Genomic DNA, 17,395 nt, shown 5'->3' with positions numbered 1-17,395 from the left:
CCCTCCTCTCTCAGCGATCCGCAGGCAGGGACCTTAGCGGCGTCTCGATCATGTGCAGCCGCAGGAGCGGCGGTGCATCAGCCGCGCGGGCAGGCGGACGGTCCTCGGCGGGCGCGCCGGATCGGCGATCCTGGCCAGCAGCATCCGCACCGCGGTGCGCCCGATCTCGGCGATCGGCTGGGCCATGGTGGTCATCGGCGGGTCGACCAGCTCCGCCCACTCGACCTCGTCGTAGCAGACGACGGCGAGCTCCGAACCGACCCTGATGCCCAGTTCCCGGGCCGCGCGCAGCACTCCTACCAGCATGTTGTTGTTCCCGGCGACCACGGCGGTCGGCGGGTCGGGCAGGGCGGCGAGACCGCGCAGCGCGTCGGCGGCCGGTCCCACCCGGGACTCACCGGAGATCATCAGCGCCTCGTCGGCGGGCAGCCCGGCGCGGTGCAGGCCGAGCCGGTAGCCCTGCGCCCGCTCGGAGCTGGTGGTCAGTCCGGCCGCGCCGCTGACCAACCCGATCCGGCGGTGTCCACGTTCGGCCAAATGGGTGACGAGGGCTGCGGTGGAGCCGACGTTCTCCGGGCCGACCTGGTCGAACTGCCCGTCCGCGGGCAGCCGGTCCACCAGCACTGCCGGCACGCCGAGCTGGCGCAGCTCCGGCAGCACGGTCGTGCTCGCCCGGTGCGAGGGCGTCAGCAGCAGGCCGTCCACCCGCCGGGAGCGGAGGGTGCGCACGGCGGCCCGTTCGGCGTCGGCCTCGTCGTGGGTGTCGATCAGCAGCGGGGTGAAGCCCGCCGCGCTGGCCTCACCCTCGATGGCCTGCATCAACTCGGCGAAGTACGGGTTGGCGACCAGCGAGATCGCCACGCCGAGCGTCCTGGTGCCGCCGGTGACCAGCGACCTGGCGATGGCGTTGCCGGTGTATCCGGTGCGCGCGACGGCGTCGAGCACCCGCTGCCTGGTCGCATCGGCCACCTGCCGGGTCCCGTTGACCACGTGGGAGACGGTGGTGATCGAGACCCCGGCCAGCCGCGCGACGTCCCGCATCGTGACCATGCGCCCAGGGTGCGCCCATGCCAAGCGTTTGCGCAAACGCTTGGCATCGCGGTCGCGGCCGGTTTAGCTTCCCCGCCACCAACCGCCGATCCAGGAGGACAGCGAATGGGACGACGAGGTTCCATCGGCCGCGGTGCCGCCGCGCTCACGGCCGCCGCCATCGCACTCATGGGCACCGCCTGCACCAGCCAGAAGGCCGGGGACACCGGGCGGGGCAACGCCGACGGCAAGATCAAGATCGGCCTGGTCACGAAGACCGACAGCAACCCCTTCTTCGTGGCGCTGCGCGACGCGGCCAAGGCGCAGGCCATCAAGGACGGCGCCGAGCTGATCGCCCTCGCGGGCAAGTTCGACGGCGACAACGAGGGTCAGGTGGCCGCGCTGGAGAACCTCGTCCAGCAGGGCGTGGACGCCATCATGATCACGCCGAGCAACTCCACCGGCATCCTCGGCGCGATCAAGAAGGCCAGGGAGAAGGGCATCCTGGTGCTCGCCCTGGACACCGAGACCGAGCCGAAGGACGCGGTCGACGCCACCTTCGCCACCGACAACCTCGAAGCGGGCAAGTCGCAGGGCGCGTACGTGAAGGCCGGGCTCGCGGGCAAGGAGCCGAAGCTGCTGATGCTCGACGGCACCCCCGGCGGCACCGTCGACGAGATGCGCCACCGCGGCTTCCTCGCGGGCATCGGCATCGCCGAGGGCGACCCGAAGATCGTCGGCAGGGAGTCGACCAACGGCGACCAGAACAAGGCCCAGCAGGCGATGGAGAACCTGCTCCAGCGGGCGACCGACGTCAACGCCGTTTACACGATCAACGAGCCCGCCGCCCGCGGTGGCTACGCGGCGCTCTCGGCACGGGGCCGGGCCGCGCAGGTGCTCGTCGGCTCCATCGACGGCGGCTGTCAAGGAGTCCAGGACGTGAAGGACGGCAAGTACGCCGTCACCGTCATGCAGTTCCCGAAGAAGATGGCCGAGCAGGGCGTGCAGGCCGCGGTGGAGTTCACCAAGTCCGGCAAGAAGCCCAGCGGCTTCGTCAACACCGGGTCCGTGGTGATCACCGACAAGCCGGTCCCGGGCATCGAGTCCAAGGACACGGCGTGGGGCCTGCAGAACTGCTGGGGATGATGTGAGCACCAAGACGAAGGGCAGCGTCTCGGAGTTCGTGCTCCGGACGCCCGCCGTGGGCCCGGCCATCGCGCTCGTCGCGGCGGTCGTGGTCTTCTCCTTGACCACCAACACCTTTCTCAACAGCGACAACCTCTCGCTGATCGTGCAGCAGTCGCTGGTGGTCGGCACCCTCGCGCTCGGTCAGACGCTGGTGATCCTCACCGGCGGGATCGACCTCGCGAACGCGGCGACCGCGGTGCTGGGCACCCTGCTGATGGCCAAGCTGGTCGTCGGTGGGGTGTCCGGCACCGTCGCCCTGGTCACCGGGATCGCGGTCGCGGTGGCCATCGGCGCGCTGATCGGGGGCATCGTCACCGGCGCGAGCCTGCCGCCGTTCATCGTCACGCTCGGCATGCTGACCATCGTCACCGCGGTCAGCCGGATCTACGCCGAGGGCCGCAGCTACCCGGTCACCGACGACACGCTGGCGTTCCTCGGCACCCGGCAGTACCTCTTCGGCCACGTCGAGGTCACCGTCGGCATGGGCCTGGCACTGCTGATGTTCGTCGGCATCTGGTACGCGCTGACCAAGACGGCGTGGGGCAGGCACGTCTACGCGGTCGGCAACGACCCCGAGGCGGCGCGGCTGTCCGGCATCAACGTCCGGCGCACCGTGCTCAGCGTCTACGTGGTCGCCGGGCTGGTCTACGGCATCGCGGCCTGGCAGGCGCTCGGCCGCGTGCCCAACGCCGACCCGAACGCCTTCCAGATGGGCAACCTCGACTCGATCACCGCGGTGGTGCTCGGCGGGACCAGCCTGTTCGGCGGCCGGGGCAGCGTGATCGGCACCCTGGTCGGCGCGCTCATCGTCGCGGTGCTGCGCTCCGGGCTGACCCAGGCCGGGATCGACAGCCTCTACCAGGACGTGGCCACCGGCGTGCTGGTGATCGTCGCCGTCGCGGTCGACCGGTTCTCCAGGAGGAAGCAGCGATGAGCGAGCAGGTGCCGGTGCTCCAGGCGCGCGGCCTGGTCAAGCGCTACGGCAAGGTGACCGCGATCGACGGCGCCGACTTCGACCTGCTGCCCGGCGAGATCCTGGCCGTGGTCGGCGACAACGGGGCCGGCAAGTCCAGCCTGATCAAGGCGCTGTCCGGGGCGGTGGTCCCGGACGACGGCGAGATCATGGTCGACGGCGAACCGGTGCGGTTCTCCGGACCGCTGGACGCGCGCAGGCACGGGATCGAGACGGTCTACCAGGACCTCGCGCTCGCGCCCGCCCAGGACATCGCGACCAACGTGTTCCTCGGCCGGGAGCGCCGCAGGTCCGGGCCGCTGGGCTCGGTGTTCCGGCTGCTCGACGCGAAGGGGATGCGGGCGGAGGCGGCCAGGATCCTCGGCGAGCTGGACATCAAGATCAAGTCGATGACGCAGGCCGTGGAGACCCTCTCCGGCGGCCAGCGCCAGGGCATCGCGGTGGCCCGCGCCGCGGCCTTCGGCAGCCGCGTGGTGATCATGGACGAGCCCACGGCCGCACTCGGTGTCGCGGAGTCGGCCAAGGTGCTCGACCTGATCCAGCGCATCCGCGACCGCGGCCTGCCCGTGGTGCTGATCAGCCACAACATGCCGCACGTCTTCGAGATCGCCGACCGCGTGCACGTGCACCGGCTGGGTAGGCGGGTCGGGGTGGTCTCCCCGCGCGAGCGCACGATGAACGAGGTGGTCGGCCTGATCACCGGGGCGCTCACGCTCTCCGACGACGGCGAGCTGGTCGAGGTGTACCGGTGACCGCGTTCGCGGACCTGCTGGAGCGCGCGTCGGCGCTGGTGGTGCCGGGAGGGCGCCGCCTGCTCGGCATCACGGGGGCGCCGGGGGCGGGCAAGTCAACGCTGGCGGAACGGCTCGCCGCCGAACTCGGCGAGCGGGCCGTGCTCGTCGGCATGGACGGCTTCCACCTGGCCCAACGCGAGCTGGAGCGCCTGGGCCGGGCCGAGCGCAAGGGCGCCCCGGACACCTTCGACGCCCACGGCTACCTGGACCTGCTGGTCCGGCTGCGGCGGGCGGAGCCGGGGGTGACGGTCTACGCCCCGGAGTTCCGCCGCGAGATCGAGGAGCCGGTGGCCTGCGCCGTCCCGGTCCCGGCCGAGGTGCCGCTGGTGATCACCGAGGGGAACTACCTGCTGCTGGCCGACGATCCGTGGCACCGGCTGCGCGAGGTGCTGGACGAGGTCTGGTTCCTGGCCCCGGACGAAGACCTCCGCATTTCCCGTCTGGTCGCCCGGCACGAGCGCTACGGCCGCACCCACGAAGAAGCCGAAAACCGTGCGCTCGGGTCCGACCAGTCGAATGCGGTCCGCGTAGCCGAAACAATGTCGCGTGCCGACCTTTGCATAAGGTCGGTGGTCTAGCTCAGTGCTGAGAGGTGACGCTGACCTGCTCGTTCGCCCCGGCCGGGGGCAGGGCCAGCGCGCCGAGCGCCGCGATGGCGAGCAGGACGAGGAAGGCGGTCCTGAGTTGGGAGCGCATGGATTTCTTCTTTCCGGTAGTCCTTCCTTGGCTGGTTCACGAAAGATGACAGGCTTCTTCGAGTGACGTCAAGAATTCCTGATATAGCCTTGATGAAATGCCTTTTGTTCATCTTTTCGCCCTGATTGGAGGGAACGCGGGGCCAGTCGGTTCCGTCGGACGGGAATGCCGCACCAGGACCTCGTCCCGCTGCCACCGCTGTTCGCGGCCCGCTTCCGCAGCGGAGTGATCATCATCGGCGTCACGCTGGTCGTGATGACCCCGTTGATGTCCGCGTTCATGCGCTTCGTCGGCACGGTCGTCGACTCGCCGGGCGGTCCGCCGGCGCAGGTCGTCAGCGCGCTGCCGCCGCTGTCGGTGCTGGCCCTCGCGGTGACGCTGCTGGCGTCCCGGCGCTGCCTGCACGGCGACGACCTCGTCACCTCGCGCGCCCGCGTCATCCGGAACGCACTGGTCGCCTGCGTCTGCGCCACCGTCGCGACCGTGGCGCTCGCCGTGCTGGTGCCGGTGTTCACCGAGCCGGGCCGGGTGAACGCGCTGACCTACTTCGAGCCGGTGGTGTTCCTGTTCCTCGGCGGGCTCGGCTTCGCCTCCGGGCACATGTTCGTGCGCCCGTCGGTCAGCACCCTGCGCAGGTTCGCCGAGGACTCACGTCCGGTCTGGTGACGAGGCGGACTCGTCGATGGGGCGCTTCATGTCCTGGCGGAAGCGGATCGCGCCGTAGACCGTTCCGGCCAGCACCACGACGAGGAACGCGACGACGGCCGTCACCTTCAGCCAGGGGTGGCGGTCCAGCAGGCCCGCGGCGTAGTAGCCGAAGAGGATCAGCAGCGGCGCCCAGGTGATCGAGCCGATCACCGAGGACCAGAAGAACCGGCCGCGGTCCATCCGCGCCGCGCCCGCGATCATCGGGGCGAGCGTGCGCACCCACGGCAGCCACCGGGCCGCGACGATGGCCCAGAACCCGTAGCGGTCCAGGAAGTTCCGCGCCCGGTCCAGGTTCTGCCGGTTGAGCACCTTGCCGCCCTCGCGGGCCAGCACCCTGGTGCCGGTGCGCACCCCGATCCGGTAGCCCACGTCGTTGCCCCAGATCGCCACCAGCGTCGTCGCGGCGGCCAGTCCCCACGCGTTGCCGGGCAGTCCCTGCTGCGCGAGCAGGACCCCGGCGGTGAACAGCAGCGAGTCGCCGGGTAGGAAAAGCCCGATGACAAGCGCGCACTCGGCGAAGATGAAGCTGACGACCACGGCCCAGATCAGGACCGGGCCGCCGGTCCCCAACGGGTCCCACGCCAGGAAGGTCTGCGTCGCCGTCACTTCGTCGACCCTACGTGCACCCGTGGCCGGTCATCGGTGAATTCCTGGTTGACCGGGAGTCGAACCGAATGGGAGGACACTGCCGTGAGCACGTTGAGCCTCACCGTGCTCGGGGCGGGCACGCCCTACCCGCGCCCGGATAACGCCTGCTCCGGGTACCTGCTGCGGACCGAGCAGAGCGCCGTGTGGGTCGACGCGGGCCCCGGGTCGCTCGCCAATCTCCAGCGGCACGTCTCCCCCGATCAGCTGAGCGCGATCTGGATCTCCCACCTGCACGCCGACCACTTCGCGGACCTCGCCTCCGCCTACTACGCGCTGGCCTTCTCCGAGCTGCGCCCGCGGCACCGCATCCCCGTCTACGCGCCGATCGGCTGGGGCGGGCGGCTGGAGGCCTTCCTGACGAACTCCCAGGTGGCGGCGATGAGCGCGGTCTTCGAGGAGCACGAGCTGCACGACGGCCACCAGGTCGAGATCGCCGATCTCCGGCTCACCAGTCGCGCCGTGCACCACGGCATCCCCGCGTTCGGACTGCGCGCCGAGCACAACGGCCGGGTGCTGGCCTACTCCGGCGACACCGGGCCGTGCGCGGCGCTGGACGAGCTGGCGAGCGGGGCGGACGTGCTGCTCTGCGAGGCGGACGCGGACGAGGAGACCGAGGTCCACTGCACTCCGGAGGACGCGGGCGAGGCCGCGCGCAAGGCCGGGGTGAAGCAGCTGCTGATCACCCACGTCGGTCCCGCGATGACGCCGGAGTTCGCCGCCGGACGCGCAGCGAAGGTCTTCGGCGGGCGCACGGTGGCGGTGGCCGAGAACGAGATCCACGAACTGCGCTGAAGAGCCCTCGCCGAGCCACCGGCTCGCGGACTACGGTCGGTGGGTGGACACCGCCGCCCTCATCGACCAGCTGAAAGCCGCCGTCGGAGCCGACGGGGTGCTGACCGATCCGGACGTCACCGCGGGCTACAGCCGCGACATGATGCCGCTGGCCCCGGTCGGCTCGCCGCTCGCCGTGGTGCTGCCCTCGGACACCGAGCAGGTGCGCCAGGTCGTGCTGGCCTGCGCCGCCGCCGGGACACCGATCGTGCCGCGCGGCGCGGGCAGCGGGCTCTCCGGTGGCGCCAACGCGATCGACGGCTGCGTGGTGCTGGTGACCACGAGGATGAACAAGATCATCGAGATCGACGCGGACAACCGGCTGGCCGTGGTGGAGCCCGGGGTGGTCAACCTCGACCTCCGGCAGGCCGTCGACAAGCACGGGCTGTTCTACCCGCCGGACCCCTCCAGCTACGACTGGTGCACGATCGGCGGCAACCTGGCCACCAACGCGGGCGGCCTGTGCTGCGTGAAGTACGGCGTCACAACGGATTCCGTGCTCGGCCTGGAGGTCGTGCTGGCCGGAGGCGACGTGCTCCGCACCGGCCGCCGCACGGTCAAGGGCGTCGCGGGCTACGACCTCACCAAGCTCTTCGTGGGCAGCGAGGGCACGCTCGGCGTGATCACCCAGGCCACCCTCGCGCTGCGCCCGCAGCCGATGGCACCCGGGACCATGGTCGCCTCCTTCTCCTCCACCGCCGCCGCGGGCGCCGCGGTGAGCCGCATCGTGCGCGAGGGCCTGGTCCCGTCGCTGATGGAGATCATGGACGCGGCGTCGATCAAGGCGGTCGAGCAGCACCTGAACACCGAGGTCGGCGCGGGCGCGGGCAGCGCGGCCCTGCTGATCTGCCAGTCCGACTCCGGCGGTGAGGCGGCGCTGCGGGAGCTGGCCGCGATCGAGCAGATCTGCACCGACTCGGGCGCCGACCTGGCCTACTCCACCACCGACCTCGAAGAAGGCCGGATGCTGCTGACTGCGCGGCGGGCGGTGCTGAACGCGCTGGAGGTCTACGGCTCCTGGCTCACCGACGACGTGTGCGTGCCGAGGACCAGGATCGGCGAGCTGATCAGCGGCTGCGAGGAGATCAGCAAGCGCTGCGGGCTGACGATCGCCGTCGTCGGGCACGCGGGCGACGGCAACATGCACCCGACGATCGTCTACGACGCGTCCTCTCCCGAGCAGTTCGCCAAGGCGCAGCAGGCCTTCGACGAGATCCTGGAGGTCGGGCTGCGGCTCGGCGGCACGATCACCGGGGAGCACGGCGTCGGCAAGATCAAGCGCGAGTGGCTGGCCAGGGAGATCGGCCCGGTCGGCATCGAGGCGCACCGGGCGATCAAGCGGGCGCTCGACCCCGGGTCGCTGTTCAACCCGGGGTCGATGTTCAGCTGAGCCCGCCGGTCACAGGTGCAGTGCCGGATCGGTGGCCAGTTCGGTGAGCTGCGCGGTGGTCAGCGCGATCTTGTCCCGGTCCGGGCCCTGCTGCCCGTCGAAGATCGGGTCGTAGTCGTAGGCCGAGGTCCACACCACGGTGCCGTCCAGGCGGTAGTGCAGCGCGCTCTCGATGTGCCGCACCCCCTGCTCGGTCTTGAACTCGCTCACCGCGTGCAGCACCAGCGAGCCGTCAGCGCGCTTGGTCGCCGTGCACGAGACGGGGGTGTTGTCCTCGCACCACTTCCTCGGTGAGACGGTGAAGTGACCGGGCGCCTCGATCTGGTACGCCGTGGCGGTCCGGCCGATCTTGTCGTGGTAGACGGCCCAGGTCGTGAGGTAGTCCTGGCCGTCCTCGATGACGCCGGTCCACTCCCCGCTCCACGGGGTGAGCTGCATGTCCCGCGCCTCGGGGACGACCTGCGGGAAGGACTTGGCCAGGCGCTCGCCCATCGCCGCGCCGAACTCGCGCAGCTTGTCGGCCGAGTGCTTGGGCGGGACCACGCCCGCGGGCGGCCACTGGATGTCAGGGACCTCGCTGAACCGCGAGGTCGCGGCCGGAGCAGGAGTCGTGCGCGCGCTGTGGCCGGACGCGTCGACGCCGACCCGTGGCCTGGCGGGATCGGTGGAGGCAGGGGTCGCCGAACCCGCCGGAGCGAGCACCGAGACCGCGACGAGCGCGCCCAGCGTGCTGACGGCGAGACGGAGCTTCACGTTGTTGATCACGTCTCACCTACGGACGCCCACCCCGGCGGGGTTGCATCCGCGAGGCGGTCAGTCGCGGAAGGTCTGGAACACCTGCGTCTGCTCGGCGGCTTCCCGCGCGGCGATCTTCTTCTCCTTGCGCGCCTTGATCACCTCGATGATGATCGGGATGATCGAGAGGAACACGATGCCCAGGATCGCGGCCTCGAGGTTGTTCTTGATGAACGGGATCTCGCCGAGGAAGAAGCCGAGCAGCGTGACGCCGGCGCCCCAGGCGATACCGCCGATGATCGAGTAGGTGAAGTACTTCTTCGGGTCCATCCGGCCGACACCGGCCAGCGCGGTGATGAAGGTGCGCACCACGGGGACGAACCGGGAGAGCACGATGGCCCGCGAGCCGTACTTCTCGAAGAACTCGTGCGTCTTGTCGACGTAGTCCTTCTTGAAGATCTTGGAGTTCGGCTTGTCGAACAGGGCGGGACCGGCCTTCCAGCCGATCGCGTAGCCCACGGCGTTGCCGAGGATGCCCGCCAGCGTGATCAGCACGCAGACCAGCCAGATCGGGGTCTCGATCGTGCCGTGCGCGACGAACAGACCCGCCACGAACAGCAGCGAGTCACCCGGCAGGAAGAACGCGAACAGACCGCACTCGGCGAAGACGATGAGGCAGATCCCCACCAGCGCGAAGTGACCCATCGAGCTGATGATGTACTCGGGGTCGAGCCACTTGATGCCGAAAAGCGCCATCTCGGTCGTGGTGCTTGCGAGAGCGGGCAAAACGGTCGTCACGAGCGCCCACGATACAGATTCGGGTCACAGCACGGACACGAGCCCGGCCACAGTCCCGACCGCCAGTCCGAGCAGCACGGCCAGCAGGAGCACCGTCAGCGGCCGCAGTTGGGCTCGTTCACCCTCGGCCCGCACGGTCGGCAGCTCGTTGTCCACGCGCTCGGTCGGCCCGGTGCCGGTGATCGCGCGCAGGGCGGCCTCGGTCGGAATGCCGCCCGACCCGCTCGCCGGGGTCGAGGCGGCCTGCGCCCGCAGCGCTTCGGCTAGCAAGCGCTCCGGATCGTCTGCCTGGCCCATCCCTCCACGGTAGCGGCAGGCCGGGTCAGGCCGCGGCCGTGTCCACCCACCCGCCCTGGTGCAGCACCGAGCGCAGCCGCAGGTCCGCGTCCAGCACCACCAGGTCGGCGGTGAGCCCGGGGCGCAGCGCCCCGGTGACCCCGGCCAGCCCGAGCAGCGCCGCGGGCCGGGTGGAACAGGCGAAAGCGGCCTCGGACATGCTCAGCCCGCCCTGGACCACGGCGTTGCGGAAGGCCGCGTCCATGGTCAGCGTGCTGCCCGCGAGCGAGCCCCCAGCCAGCGTCGGCACCCCGTCCCGCACGGTCACCTTGAGCCCGCCCAGGTCGTAGACGCCGTCCCCGATACCCGACGCGGAGATCGAGTCGGTGATCAGCACGGTCCGCCCGGTCCCGGCGTGCCGCGCGGCCAGCCGCACCGCCGTCGGGTGCAGGTGCACCAGGTCGCAGATCAGCTCGACGGTCACCCGCTCGTCGTCCAGCAGCGCGCCGATCGGTCCCGGCTCGCGGTGGTGCAGCGGGCGCATGCCGTTGAACAGGTGCGTCGCCACGGTGGCCCCGGCGTCCACCGCGGGCCTGACCTGCGCCTCCGTTGCGTCGGTGTGACCGATCGCGGCGATCACCCCGCTGTCGGCCAGCAAGCGGACCGCGTCCACCGCGCCGTCCAGCTCGGGCGCGAGCGTGATCATCCGGACCGCACCCGCTCCGGCGTCCAGCAGCGTCCGCACCGACTCGCGGTCGGGGGCGCGCAGCAGTGCGGGGTCGTGCGCACCGCAGCGAGCCGCGGAGAGGAACGGGCCTTCCAGGTGCACGCCCGCGACCAGCCCGTCCCTCGTGGCCTCGGCGAGCGCGGCGACCTGCTTGGCCAGCTCGGGGATCTCGCCGGTGACGAGGCTGGCGAGCATGGTGGTCGTGCCGTGCTTGCGGTGCGCGGCGACGGCGTGCGCGATCCGATCCCCGTCGAGGGTGGAGAAGGACTCGCCACCGCCTCCGTGGCAGTGGATGTCGACGAAGCCGGGCACGATCCAGCAGCCGCTCGCGTCCACCACGTCCTCGCCGGGCAGCTCCGGCCCGGTACCCGCGCCGAGCGCGACGATCTTGTCACCCTCGACGCGCAGCCAGCCGGGATCGAGCACCCCGTCCGGCGTGACGACCCTGCCTCCAGCGAGCTTCATCGGCCCTCCAAGAACGACACTGCCTCGATGGCCATGAGCGCCGCGCCGAGGCAGCCCGCCCGGTCGCCCAGTGCGGCCCGCCGCAGCTCCGGACGGCGCTGGATGGTGATCAGCCCGTCCAGCCGCCGCTCCAGCGGAGCGGTCAGCAGCTCACCCGCCATGGCCAGCCCACCGCCGAGCACCACCGCCTGCGGGGCGAACAGCGTTGCCAGCTGGGTGATCGCCCTGGCGAGCGCGTCGACGGCGTCGCCCCAGACCAGCTTGGCGTCGGCGTCGCCCTCCCGCAGCGCGGCGGCCACGTCGGCCGCCCCGGTGACCGACCGGCCGGTGCGCTCGGCGTAGCGGCGGGCGACGGCCGAGGAGGAGGCGATGAGTTCGAGGCAGCCGCGCTGACCGCACGCGCACTCCGGCCCGTCCGCGATCACCAGGTGCCCGATCTCCCCGGCGTAGCCGCCGCCGGAGTGCGGCCGCCCGCCGATGATCAGCGCCCCGGCGATGCCGGTGCCGATCGGCAGCACCACCAGGTCGTCCAGCCCCCGCCCCGCGCCGAGCCGCGCCTCGGCCAGCCCGCCGGCGCGCACGTCGTGGCCGAAGGCCAGCGGCCCGGGGAGCCGCGCCGCGAGCGCCTCGCCGAAGGGGTAGTCCCGCCAGCCCAGGTTCGCGGAGAAGACACCGATCCGCCGCTCGTCGTCGACGATGCCGGGGACCACGACGCCGACCGCCGCGGGTTCCTCGCCCGCGCTCAGCTCGCCGACGATCCCGGCGACCTCGGCCACCACGGCGTCGGCGGTCTCGGTGCCGCCCGCGAGTTTCGGCGTGGCCCGGCGCAGCTGCCGGAGCACGGTCGGCTCCGGCCCGCGCACGAGCGCGGCCTTGATCTCGGTGCCGCCGACGTCGACCGCGACGACCACAGGAGAGCTGGTCACCCTGGCATCCTGCGGCACCGGGCGGCGCCTGGTCTAGACCTTTCCGGTTCGCTCAGGTCTTGATGATCTTCTGCAGCGCGTCCAGCGCCCGGCTCGCGGTGGACTTCACCGTGCCGCGGGAGATCCCGGTCGACTCGGCGATCTCCGCCTCGGACATCCCGCCGTAGTAGCGCAGCACCAGCACCTCGCGCTGCCGCGGCGGCAGCTGGCCGAGCGCGGCGACGACCGCCTGGTGCTCGGCGGTGAGCATGGCCAGCGACTCGGCCGACCTGGCGTTGATCATGTGCGGCGGCTGGTACTCGCGGGCGGTCTTGCGGCGGCGCAGCACGGAGCGGCTGCCGTTGACCACGGCGGTGCGCAGGTAGCCGACGGCGGCGGCGCCGTCACGCAGGCCGGACCAGTTGCGGTAGAGCCCGGTGAACGCCTCCTGGACCACGTCCTCCGCGGTCGCGGCGTCGTCGACGAGCAGGACGGCCAGCCGGACCAGGCGCATCCGGTGCTGGCGGTACAGGTCCTCCAGCGTGAGGGTGTTCCCGCCGGGCCGGTCATCGGGATCGAGTGCGCGAATGTGGCCGAGCGTCCGCTCTACCGTCTGTTCGACGGTGACCGGCCTCGGACCGGAATGCTGACCCAGGCCCTGCGCGTCGTCCCCTACCACGCGACGACCGTACCGAGGTTGGCCGCCTTTGTGGCAACCAGCTTGGGACAAGTCCCAGAAAACGTCACCTTCCACGGTCACTCGATCACGCAGCGCAGTGGTCTAGCGTTCGGCGCGGGATCATCGGAGGCAGGAGGCCATCATGGCGCGCTTCGTCGTGCAGTGGGAGTACAGCGCGGACCGGGACACCAGGTACGCCGCCCGCCCCGACCACCGCGCCCACCTCGGCGCGCTCGCCGAGCGCGGGATCGTGCTGGCCGCGGGCCCGCTCGCCGACGACACCGGCGGCATCGTGGTCTTCGACACCGCGGACGCCGACGAGCTCCAGGGCCACCTGGCCGCTGATCCGTACACCAAGGCGGGCGTGATCGTGAAGACCACGGTGACCGAGTGGAAGCCCGCGCTCGGCGCCTGGCTGGCGTAGCGGGCTCACGTCAACGCCTCGCGGAGGGCGATCCGCATCCGGTGCAGCCGCGCGCCGACGGCGCCCTCCGAGCTGTGCACGATCGTCGCGATCTCGCGGTGCCGGAACTCCTTGTGGACCTTGAGGTACCAGACCAGCTGGTCGGTCCTGGGCAGCCGGGAGAACGCGCGCCGCAACCTGCCCAGCGCCTCCCCCGCCGTCACCACCTCGGCCGGGTCGCAGGCAGGCCTGCGGAATTCCTCCGGCGCCTCCGTCCATTTCTTCTTCGCCCGCAGCAGTGCATAGCACTCGCGTCGCACAATGGTGGACAACCAGCAGCCGATTGCCTCGGGAGCGCTCAGCTGTGCGCGTTTGCGCCAGGCTCGCAGATAGGCCGCCTGAACGGCGTCCTCGGCGTCGTCGGGGTTCCCGGTGATCGATCTGGCGATCGCCAGCACGGTCGGCCGGTAACGGGTCATGCTCGCCGTGAAGTCCGCGTCGTCTGTCATCTGCCACCGTCCCCAGAACGGGGTGTTCCGCCCCGCGCTCCCGGATGTCTCACACGAACGTGACGCTATTTCCCCGAACCTGGTCGACCAATGGGCTCAAGTACCCATTGCGCTGGTGAGAGGGGTCGACGTACCCTGGCGCACCCTCGTGGGGGAGGTGGTGGATGCGCGACGACCAGATCGCTTTCCTCATCGAGGTGGGCGCTGTGCTCGGCGGCTCGGCGGGCTCCTCGGAGAAGGCGGAGGAGATTCTGTCGGGCTTGCGCAAGGTCGTTCCCCACGCGGCGTCGAGCCTCTCGACTTTCCACGGATTCGACGTCGACCACAAGTCCCTTGTCAACATCGACTACCCGGACCGGGTGCTCGAACACGTCGACTCGTGGTTCGTGCGCAACGATCCCGCCTATGAGCACATGCGGAAGGTGAACCGCCATCCGCTGCGCTGGCGGGACACGCCTTTTCCGTATCGGGAAACGTTTTCGGCGCGGGAGGTCTTCCTGCCTGCCGGATTCACCGAGGGCGTCACGGTCTGCCTCTACAACCGGCTCGGCGTCTACACCGGCAACCTGCACGTCTCGATGGACGACGCCCGCTACCCCACCGACTCCGACCTCGCCGTGCTCGTCGCGATGCAGACCATGCTCGGCGGGCTGGTCGACCGCACGCGCTCCTTCCCACCGCCGGTGTGGGAGGTCGACGACGCGGTGAACTGCGTCTGCTTCTACCCCGGCCCGGTGATCGAGGGCGTGCCCGGCAGACCGACCGGACCGCACCTGGCCGAGGGGACGCCGCTGGTCAGGCTGCTGCTCGCGCGCTACGCCGAGCAGCGGCTGCCGCAGCAGTTCTGGTGGCACTCCGGCGACGGCGTCCTGCACGCGATCACCACGACGCGGTGGGAGGACCGCGTGCTCGTGCTGGAGGAGGTCGCCGAGCCGCCGTTCGGCCTGAGCGTGCGCGAACTGGAGGTGCTGACGCTGCTCGTCGAGGGCTGCACCAACGCCCAGATCGCGACCAGGCTGCTGATCTCCCCGAAGACCGTGGCCAAGCACGTCGAGCGGGTGCTGCACAAGATGGACGTGCGCAGCCGCACCGAGGCCGCCGTGCGCGCGCAGCGGGCCGGGCTCGTCCTGCTCGGCGCCTCCGGTGCTACTCCGGCGGCCAGCGCTTGATGAAGGCCAGCACCATCTTGCCCTGCTCGGTGAGCTCGCGGCCCTTGCCCTTGCACGGCTCGCAGTCGGGGTGGGTGTTCGCGGTGACGTAGGCCCTGGTGATCACCGAGTCGCCCTCGCGCAGCTGCAGGTAGTCCACGAAGCCCAGCACCTCGTCGTCCCCGCGCTCGGCCGCGTACTGCTTCAGCTCCTCCCACTCGTCGGCGATCTCGTTGATCCTGGCCGCGACGGGAGGTGCCAGCAGGAAGCGCACGGCGCGCTTGCGCTTGCGGTACTCCTCCTCGCCGATGTGCTCGATCCCTGGCTCGGTGTTCTTCCCGCTGCCCTCGCAGACCGGGCACGGTACGTCCAACGCCAGCTCCACCGCAGCGCCTCCCAGAAGTGACTCCTCGTGCCCGGAAGGCTACTGAGGGTCGGCTTCCTTTGGTGATCACCGCACCCGTTGGTGTGCCGGAATCTGCCGGAAACCCTGGCGTTGACATCGGCGTCAAGGTCTAGCGTCGCCGACCGGGAGGCGGACATGCGCATCGGAGAACTCGCCGAGAAGGTCGGCACCAGCACCAGGGCGCTGCGCTACTACGAGAGCCAGGGCCTGCTCGGCGCCCGGCGCAGCGCCAACGGCTACCGCGACTACGACGAGCTCGACCTGCGGGTCGCCCGTGAGATCCGGTCGCTGCTGGACATCGGCTTCGCGCTGGAGGAGACCCGGCCGTTCGTCGCCTGCCTGCGGGCGGGCAACGCGGCGGGTGACGCGTGCCCGGACGCGGTCGCGGTCTACCGCCGCAAGATCGAGGAGATCGACGAGTGCGTCGAGCGCCTGCACGCGGTCCGCTCCCACCTGGAGGCCCAGCTCGAACGGGCCAAGACGCACAAGGAGAAGGCATGTCCGCGCCTGCGCAGGAACTGACCGTGGTCACCGACGCGACCTTCGACGAGGTGGTGCTCGGCAGCGACCTCCCCGTGGTGGTCGACTTCTGGGCGACCTGGTGCCCGCCGTGCCGCATGATCGCGCCCGTGCTCGCCGAGATCGCCGCCGAGCACCCGGACGAGGTGCGCATCGTCAAGATCAACTACGACGAGAACCCCGCCGTCGGCGCCCGCTACGCGGTGCTGTCGCTGCCCACGCTGCTGGTCTTCCACCGCGGCGAGGTCGTCCGCCGGGTCGTCGGTGCCAAGCCCAAGACCAGGCTGCTCAAGGAGCTGGGCATCACCGACTGAAAGGTGGGCAAGAACCAACGAACGGCCCTGCCAGCCACCAAGATCACGAATTAGCTTCGGAGAACACGGCCACCTGAGGACCCCGCTTTCCCTGCAACAGCAAGGAGAACTCAGAAAATGGCACTCTCACACCTCCGACGCGCGGTGATCGGTCTCGTCGTGGCGATGCCGCTCGCGGCCGGCCTGCAGGTCGCGGCGTCCGCGGCCCCGATGGCCCGCACCCTGTACTACGACAACAGCCAGGCGGGCGAGTTCGCCAAGGCCTGGGAGGACGCGGCAGTCGTCTGGAACAACAGCGTCAAGAACGTCAAGCTCGCCAAGGGCACAGCGGCCAACTCGTCGATCAAGATCCTGGTCGACAACGGCTGGCCGCGCGCGCAGCCGGGCAGGCTGGGCTCCGGCACCGTCTGGATGGGCCGCACCGCGGTCAACCAGGGCTACCACGTGCCGCGCATCGCCACCCACGAGCTCGGCCACATCCTCGGCCTGCCGGACCGCAAGCCCGGCCCGTGCTCCAGCCTGATGTCCGGCAGCACGGGCGGCGTGAGCTGCAAGAGCGTCGCGCCGAACGCCGCGGAGGCGGCCGAGGTCGACCGCAAGTTCGCGGGTTCGAGGGCTGCCGAGGCGGCCTAGTCACCGGACGTGACGGCGGGACCGGCCCGACTCCGGTCCCGCCGTTTACGCTGCCCGGATGGAGTTCTCCGTCGGCGACGTGCACGTCGTGCTCTCCTCGGAACGCCTGGCCGGGATCGACGACGCGGACCTGGTCGAGGAGATCACCGCCCCCGACGCCGAGGCGACCGTGTTCCTCCTCGCCGGCCGGGGCGACGCGTGGCCCGCGCTCGGCCTCCGCGTCGCTTATGCCCCGGCGGTCGCCGGCTTCCCCTTCGCCGTGCACGTCGTCCCCGAGACCGGCGTGCTCTTCGTCGGCGCGGGCCGCGGCGTGCACGCGTACCGCCTCGACTCCCCGCGCCTGCTGTGGCACGACGAAACCGCTTGCGGTTTCTGGGGTTGGTCGCAGTACGGCGACGTGGTGCTGATGTCCGCCGAGCTGGAGCTGGCCGCGTGGTCGACCAGCGGCGAGAAGCTGTGGGCGACCGGCGTCGAACCCCCGTGGACCTACGCCGTCCACGACGGCACGGTCTCCCTCGACGTCCTGGGCGAACCGAGTTCCTTCCCCGTTCGCACCGGCCCGCCTGTGACCGGCGTCACTTAGGCTCGTGCGATGAGTTCCTCCGGCCCGCGCGGTCATTC

Annotated in this window: 23 protein-coding genes; 13 read left to right on the top strand and 10 right to left on the bottom strand. The window is 70.9% G+C overall.

Annotated features, from left to right (window positions below):
* Window positions 1-48 precede the first annotated feature (48 nt).
* Complete coding sequence (locus BLT28_RS27620) at window positions 49-1,050, bottom strand: LacI family DNA-binding transcriptional regulator (RefSeq protein ID WP_030429898.1); 1,002 nt, start codon at window positions 1,048-1,050, stop codon at window positions 49-51.
* Window positions 1,051-1,155: 105 nt separating this feature from the next.
* Here BLT28_RS27620 and BLT28_RS27615 point away from each other — a divergent pair, with 105 nt between their 5' ends.
* The 5 genes from BLT28_RS27615 to BLT28_RS27595 all read left to right on the top strand — a co-directional run bounded on the left by BLT28_RS27615 (window position 1,156) and on the right by BLT28_RS27595 (window position 5,346).
* Entirely contained in the window at window positions 1,156-2,175 is a 1,020-nt protein-coding gene (locus BLT28_RS27615) for a substrate-binding domain-containing protein (RefSeq protein ID WP_030429899.1), read from the top strand.
* 1 nt (window position 2,176) lies between these two features.
* On the top strand, window positions 2,177-3,151 hold the full coding sequence (locus BLT28_RS27610) for an ABC transporter permease (protein WP_030429900.1): 975 nt from the start codon (window positions 2,177-2,179) through the stop codon (window positions 3,149-3,151).
* Window positions 3,148-3,942 (top strand): ATP-binding cassette domain-containing protein, encoded by a 795-nt coding sequence (locus tag BLT28_RS27605; RefSeq protein WP_030429901.1) that lies wholly within the window; start codon window positions 3,148-3,150, stop codon window positions 3,940-3,942. Before BLT28_RS27610 ends, BLT28_RS27605 begins: the two co-directional genes overlap by 4 nt.
* The gene (locus BLT28_RS27600) at window positions 3,939-4,562 is read left to right on the top strand and encodes a nucleoside/nucleotide kinase family protein (protein ID WP_030429902.1); all 624 of its coding nucleotides are present in this window, start codon (window positions 3,939-3,941) and stop codon (window positions 4,560-4,562) included. Before BLT28_RS27605 ends, BLT28_RS27600 begins: the two co-directional genes overlap by 4 nt.
* 283 nt (window positions 4,563-4,845) lie before the next feature.
* On the top strand, window positions 4,846-5,346 hold the full coding sequence (locus tag BLT28_RS27595) for a hypothetical protein (RefSeq protein WP_030429903.1): 501 nt from the start codon (window positions 4,846-4,848) through the stop codon (window positions 5,344-5,346).
* Here the strand turns inward: BLT28_RS27595 and BLT28_RS27590 are convergent.
* Entirely contained in the window at window positions 5,329-5,994 is a 666-nt protein-coding gene (locus BLT28_RS27590; RefSeq protein WP_030429904.1) for a DedA family protein, read from the bottom strand. The genes BLT28_RS27595 and BLT28_RS27590 overlap by 18 nt on opposite strands.
* A gap of 84 nt (window positions 5,995-6,078) precedes the next feature.
* Here BLT28_RS27590 and BLT28_RS27585 point away from each other — a divergent pair, with 84 nt between their 5' ends.
* Window positions 6,079-6,828 carry an MBL fold metallo-hydrolase gene (locus BLT28_RS27585; RefSeq protein WP_156050989.1) on the top strand — a complete coding sequence of 250 codons (750 nt, stop codon included), beginning with the start codon at window positions 6,079-6,081 and terminating at the stop codon, window positions 6,826-6,828.
* Window positions 6,829-6,871: 43 nt separating this feature from the next.
* Window positions 6,872-8,257, top strand: coding sequence for an FAD-binding oxidoreductase (locus tag BLT28_RS27580; protein ID WP_030429906.1), 1,386 nt, complete (start codon window positions 6,872-6,874; stop codon window positions 8,255-8,257).
* Between the two features lie 9 nt (window positions 8,258-8,266).
* Here the strand turns inward: BLT28_RS27580 and BLT28_RS27575 are convergent, their stop codons facing one another.
* From BLT28_RS27575 to BLT28_RS27550, 6 genes are all read right to left on the bottom strand, one after another.
* Window positions 8,267-9,022, bottom strand: coding sequence for a hypothetical protein (locus BLT28_RS27575; protein ID WP_030429907.1), 756 nt, complete (start codon window positions 9,020-9,022; stop codon window positions 8,267-8,269).
* A gap of 48 nt (window positions 9,023-9,070) precedes the next feature.
* Window positions 9,071-9,748: a DedA family protein gene (locus tag BLT28_RS27570; RefSeq protein WP_172806577.1), complete on the bottom strand. Its 678-nt coding sequence runs from the start codon at window positions 9,746-9,748 to the stop codon at window positions 9,071-9,073.
* A 66-nt stretch (window positions 9,749-9,814) separates the two neighbouring features.
* Window positions 9,815-10,087: a hypothetical protein gene (locus tag BLT28_RS27565; RefSeq protein WP_030429909.1), complete on the bottom strand. Its 273-nt coding sequence runs from the start codon at window positions 10,085-10,087 to the stop codon at window positions 9,815-9,817.
* Window positions 10,088-10,112: 25 nt separating this feature from the next.
* A complete protein-coding gene (gene nagA, locus BLT28_RS27560; protein ID WP_030429910.1) occupies window positions 10,113-11,258 on the bottom strand; it encodes an N-acetylglucosamine-6-phosphate deacetylase in 1,146 nt (381 codons plus the stop codon).
* A complete protein-coding gene (locus BLT28_RS27555) occupies window positions 11,255-12,184 on the bottom strand; it encodes an ROK family protein (protein WP_030429911.1) in 930 nt (309 codons plus the stop codon). The genes nagA and BLT28_RS27555 overlap by 4 nt, the downstream gene beginning before the upstream one ends.
* Before the next feature lie 52 nt (window positions 12,185-12,236).
* A complete protein-coding gene (locus BLT28_RS27550; RefSeq protein WP_030429912.1) occupies window positions 12,237-12,842 on the bottom strand; it encodes an RNA polymerase sigma factor in 606 nt (201 codons plus the stop codon).
* Between the two features lie 142 nt (window positions 12,843-12,984).
* On the opposite strand from BLT28_RS27550, the gene BLT28_RS27545 reads away from it, so the two are divergent.
* Window positions 12,985-13,266, top strand: coding sequence for a YciI family protein (locus tag BLT28_RS27545; protein ID WP_030429913.1), 282 nt, complete (start codon window positions 12,985-12,987; stop codon window positions 13,264-13,266).
* 5 nt (window positions 13,267-13,271) lie between these two features.
* Here the strand turns inward: BLT28_RS27545 and BLT28_RS27540 are convergent, their stop codons facing one another.
* Window positions 13,272-13,754, bottom strand: coding sequence for an RNA polymerase sigma factor (locus BLT28_RS27540; RefSeq protein WP_030429914.1), 483 nt, complete (start codon window positions 13,752-13,754; stop codon window positions 13,272-13,274).
* A 164-nt stretch (window positions 13,755-13,918) separates the two neighbouring features.
* Between BLT28_RS27540 and BLT28_RS42165 the strand changes: the two genes are divergently transcribed.
* Window positions 13,919-14,923: a helix-turn-helix domain-containing protein gene (locus BLT28_RS42165; protein ID WP_030429915.1), complete on the top strand. Its 1,005-nt coding sequence runs from the start codon at window positions 13,919-13,921 to the stop codon at window positions 14,921-14,923.
* On the opposite strand, the gene BLT28_RS27530 is transcribed toward BLT28_RS42165, so the two are convergent.
* The gene (locus BLT28_RS27530; RefSeq protein WP_030429916.1) at window positions 14,901-15,287 is read right to left on the bottom strand and encodes a hypothetical protein; all 387 of its coding nucleotides are present in this window, start codon (window positions 15,285-15,287) and stop codon (window positions 14,901-14,903) included. The genes BLT28_RS42165 and BLT28_RS27530 overlap by 23 nt on opposite strands.
* A 156-nt stretch (window positions 15,288-15,443) precedes the next feature.
* On the opposite strand from BLT28_RS27530, the gene BLT28_RS27525 reads away from it, so the two are divergent.
* From BLT28_RS27525 to BLT28_RS27510, 4 genes are all read left to right on the top strand, one after another.
* Window positions 15,444-15,830: a MerR family transcriptional regulator gene (locus BLT28_RS27525; protein WP_030429917.1), complete on the top strand. Its 387-nt coding sequence runs from the start codon at window positions 15,444-15,446 to the stop codon at window positions 15,828-15,830.
* Window positions 15,806-16,141 carry a thioredoxin gene (gene trxA / locus BLT28_RS27520; RefSeq protein ID WP_030429918.1) on the top strand — a complete coding sequence of 112 codons (336 nt, stop codon included), beginning with the start codon at window positions 15,806-15,808 and terminating at the stop codon, window positions 16,139-16,141. Before BLT28_RS27525 ends, trxA begins: the two co-directional genes overlap by 25 nt.
* Window positions 16,142-16,258: 117 nt before the next feature.
* A complete protein-coding gene (locus BLT28_RS27515; protein ID WP_030429919.1) occupies window positions 16,259-16,774 on the top strand; it encodes a snapalysin family zinc-dependent metalloprotease in 516 nt (171 codons plus the stop codon).
* A gap of 58 nt (window positions 16,775-16,832) precedes the next feature.
* Entirely contained in the window at window positions 16,833-17,357 is a 525-nt protein-coding gene (locus tag BLT28_RS27510) for a hypothetical protein (RefSeq protein ID WP_030429920.1), read from the top strand.
* Window positions 17,358-17,395: the final 38 nt, after the last annotated feature.

Origin of the sequence: Allokutzneria albata, assembly GCF_900103775.1 — a bacterium.
In the GTDB taxonomy this organism is placed as follows: domain Bacteria; phylum Actinomycetota; class Actinomycetes; order Mycobacteriales; family Pseudonocardiaceae; genus Allokutzneria; species Allokutzneria albata.
This window is presented reverse-complemented; position numbering and strand designations above follow the sequence as displayed.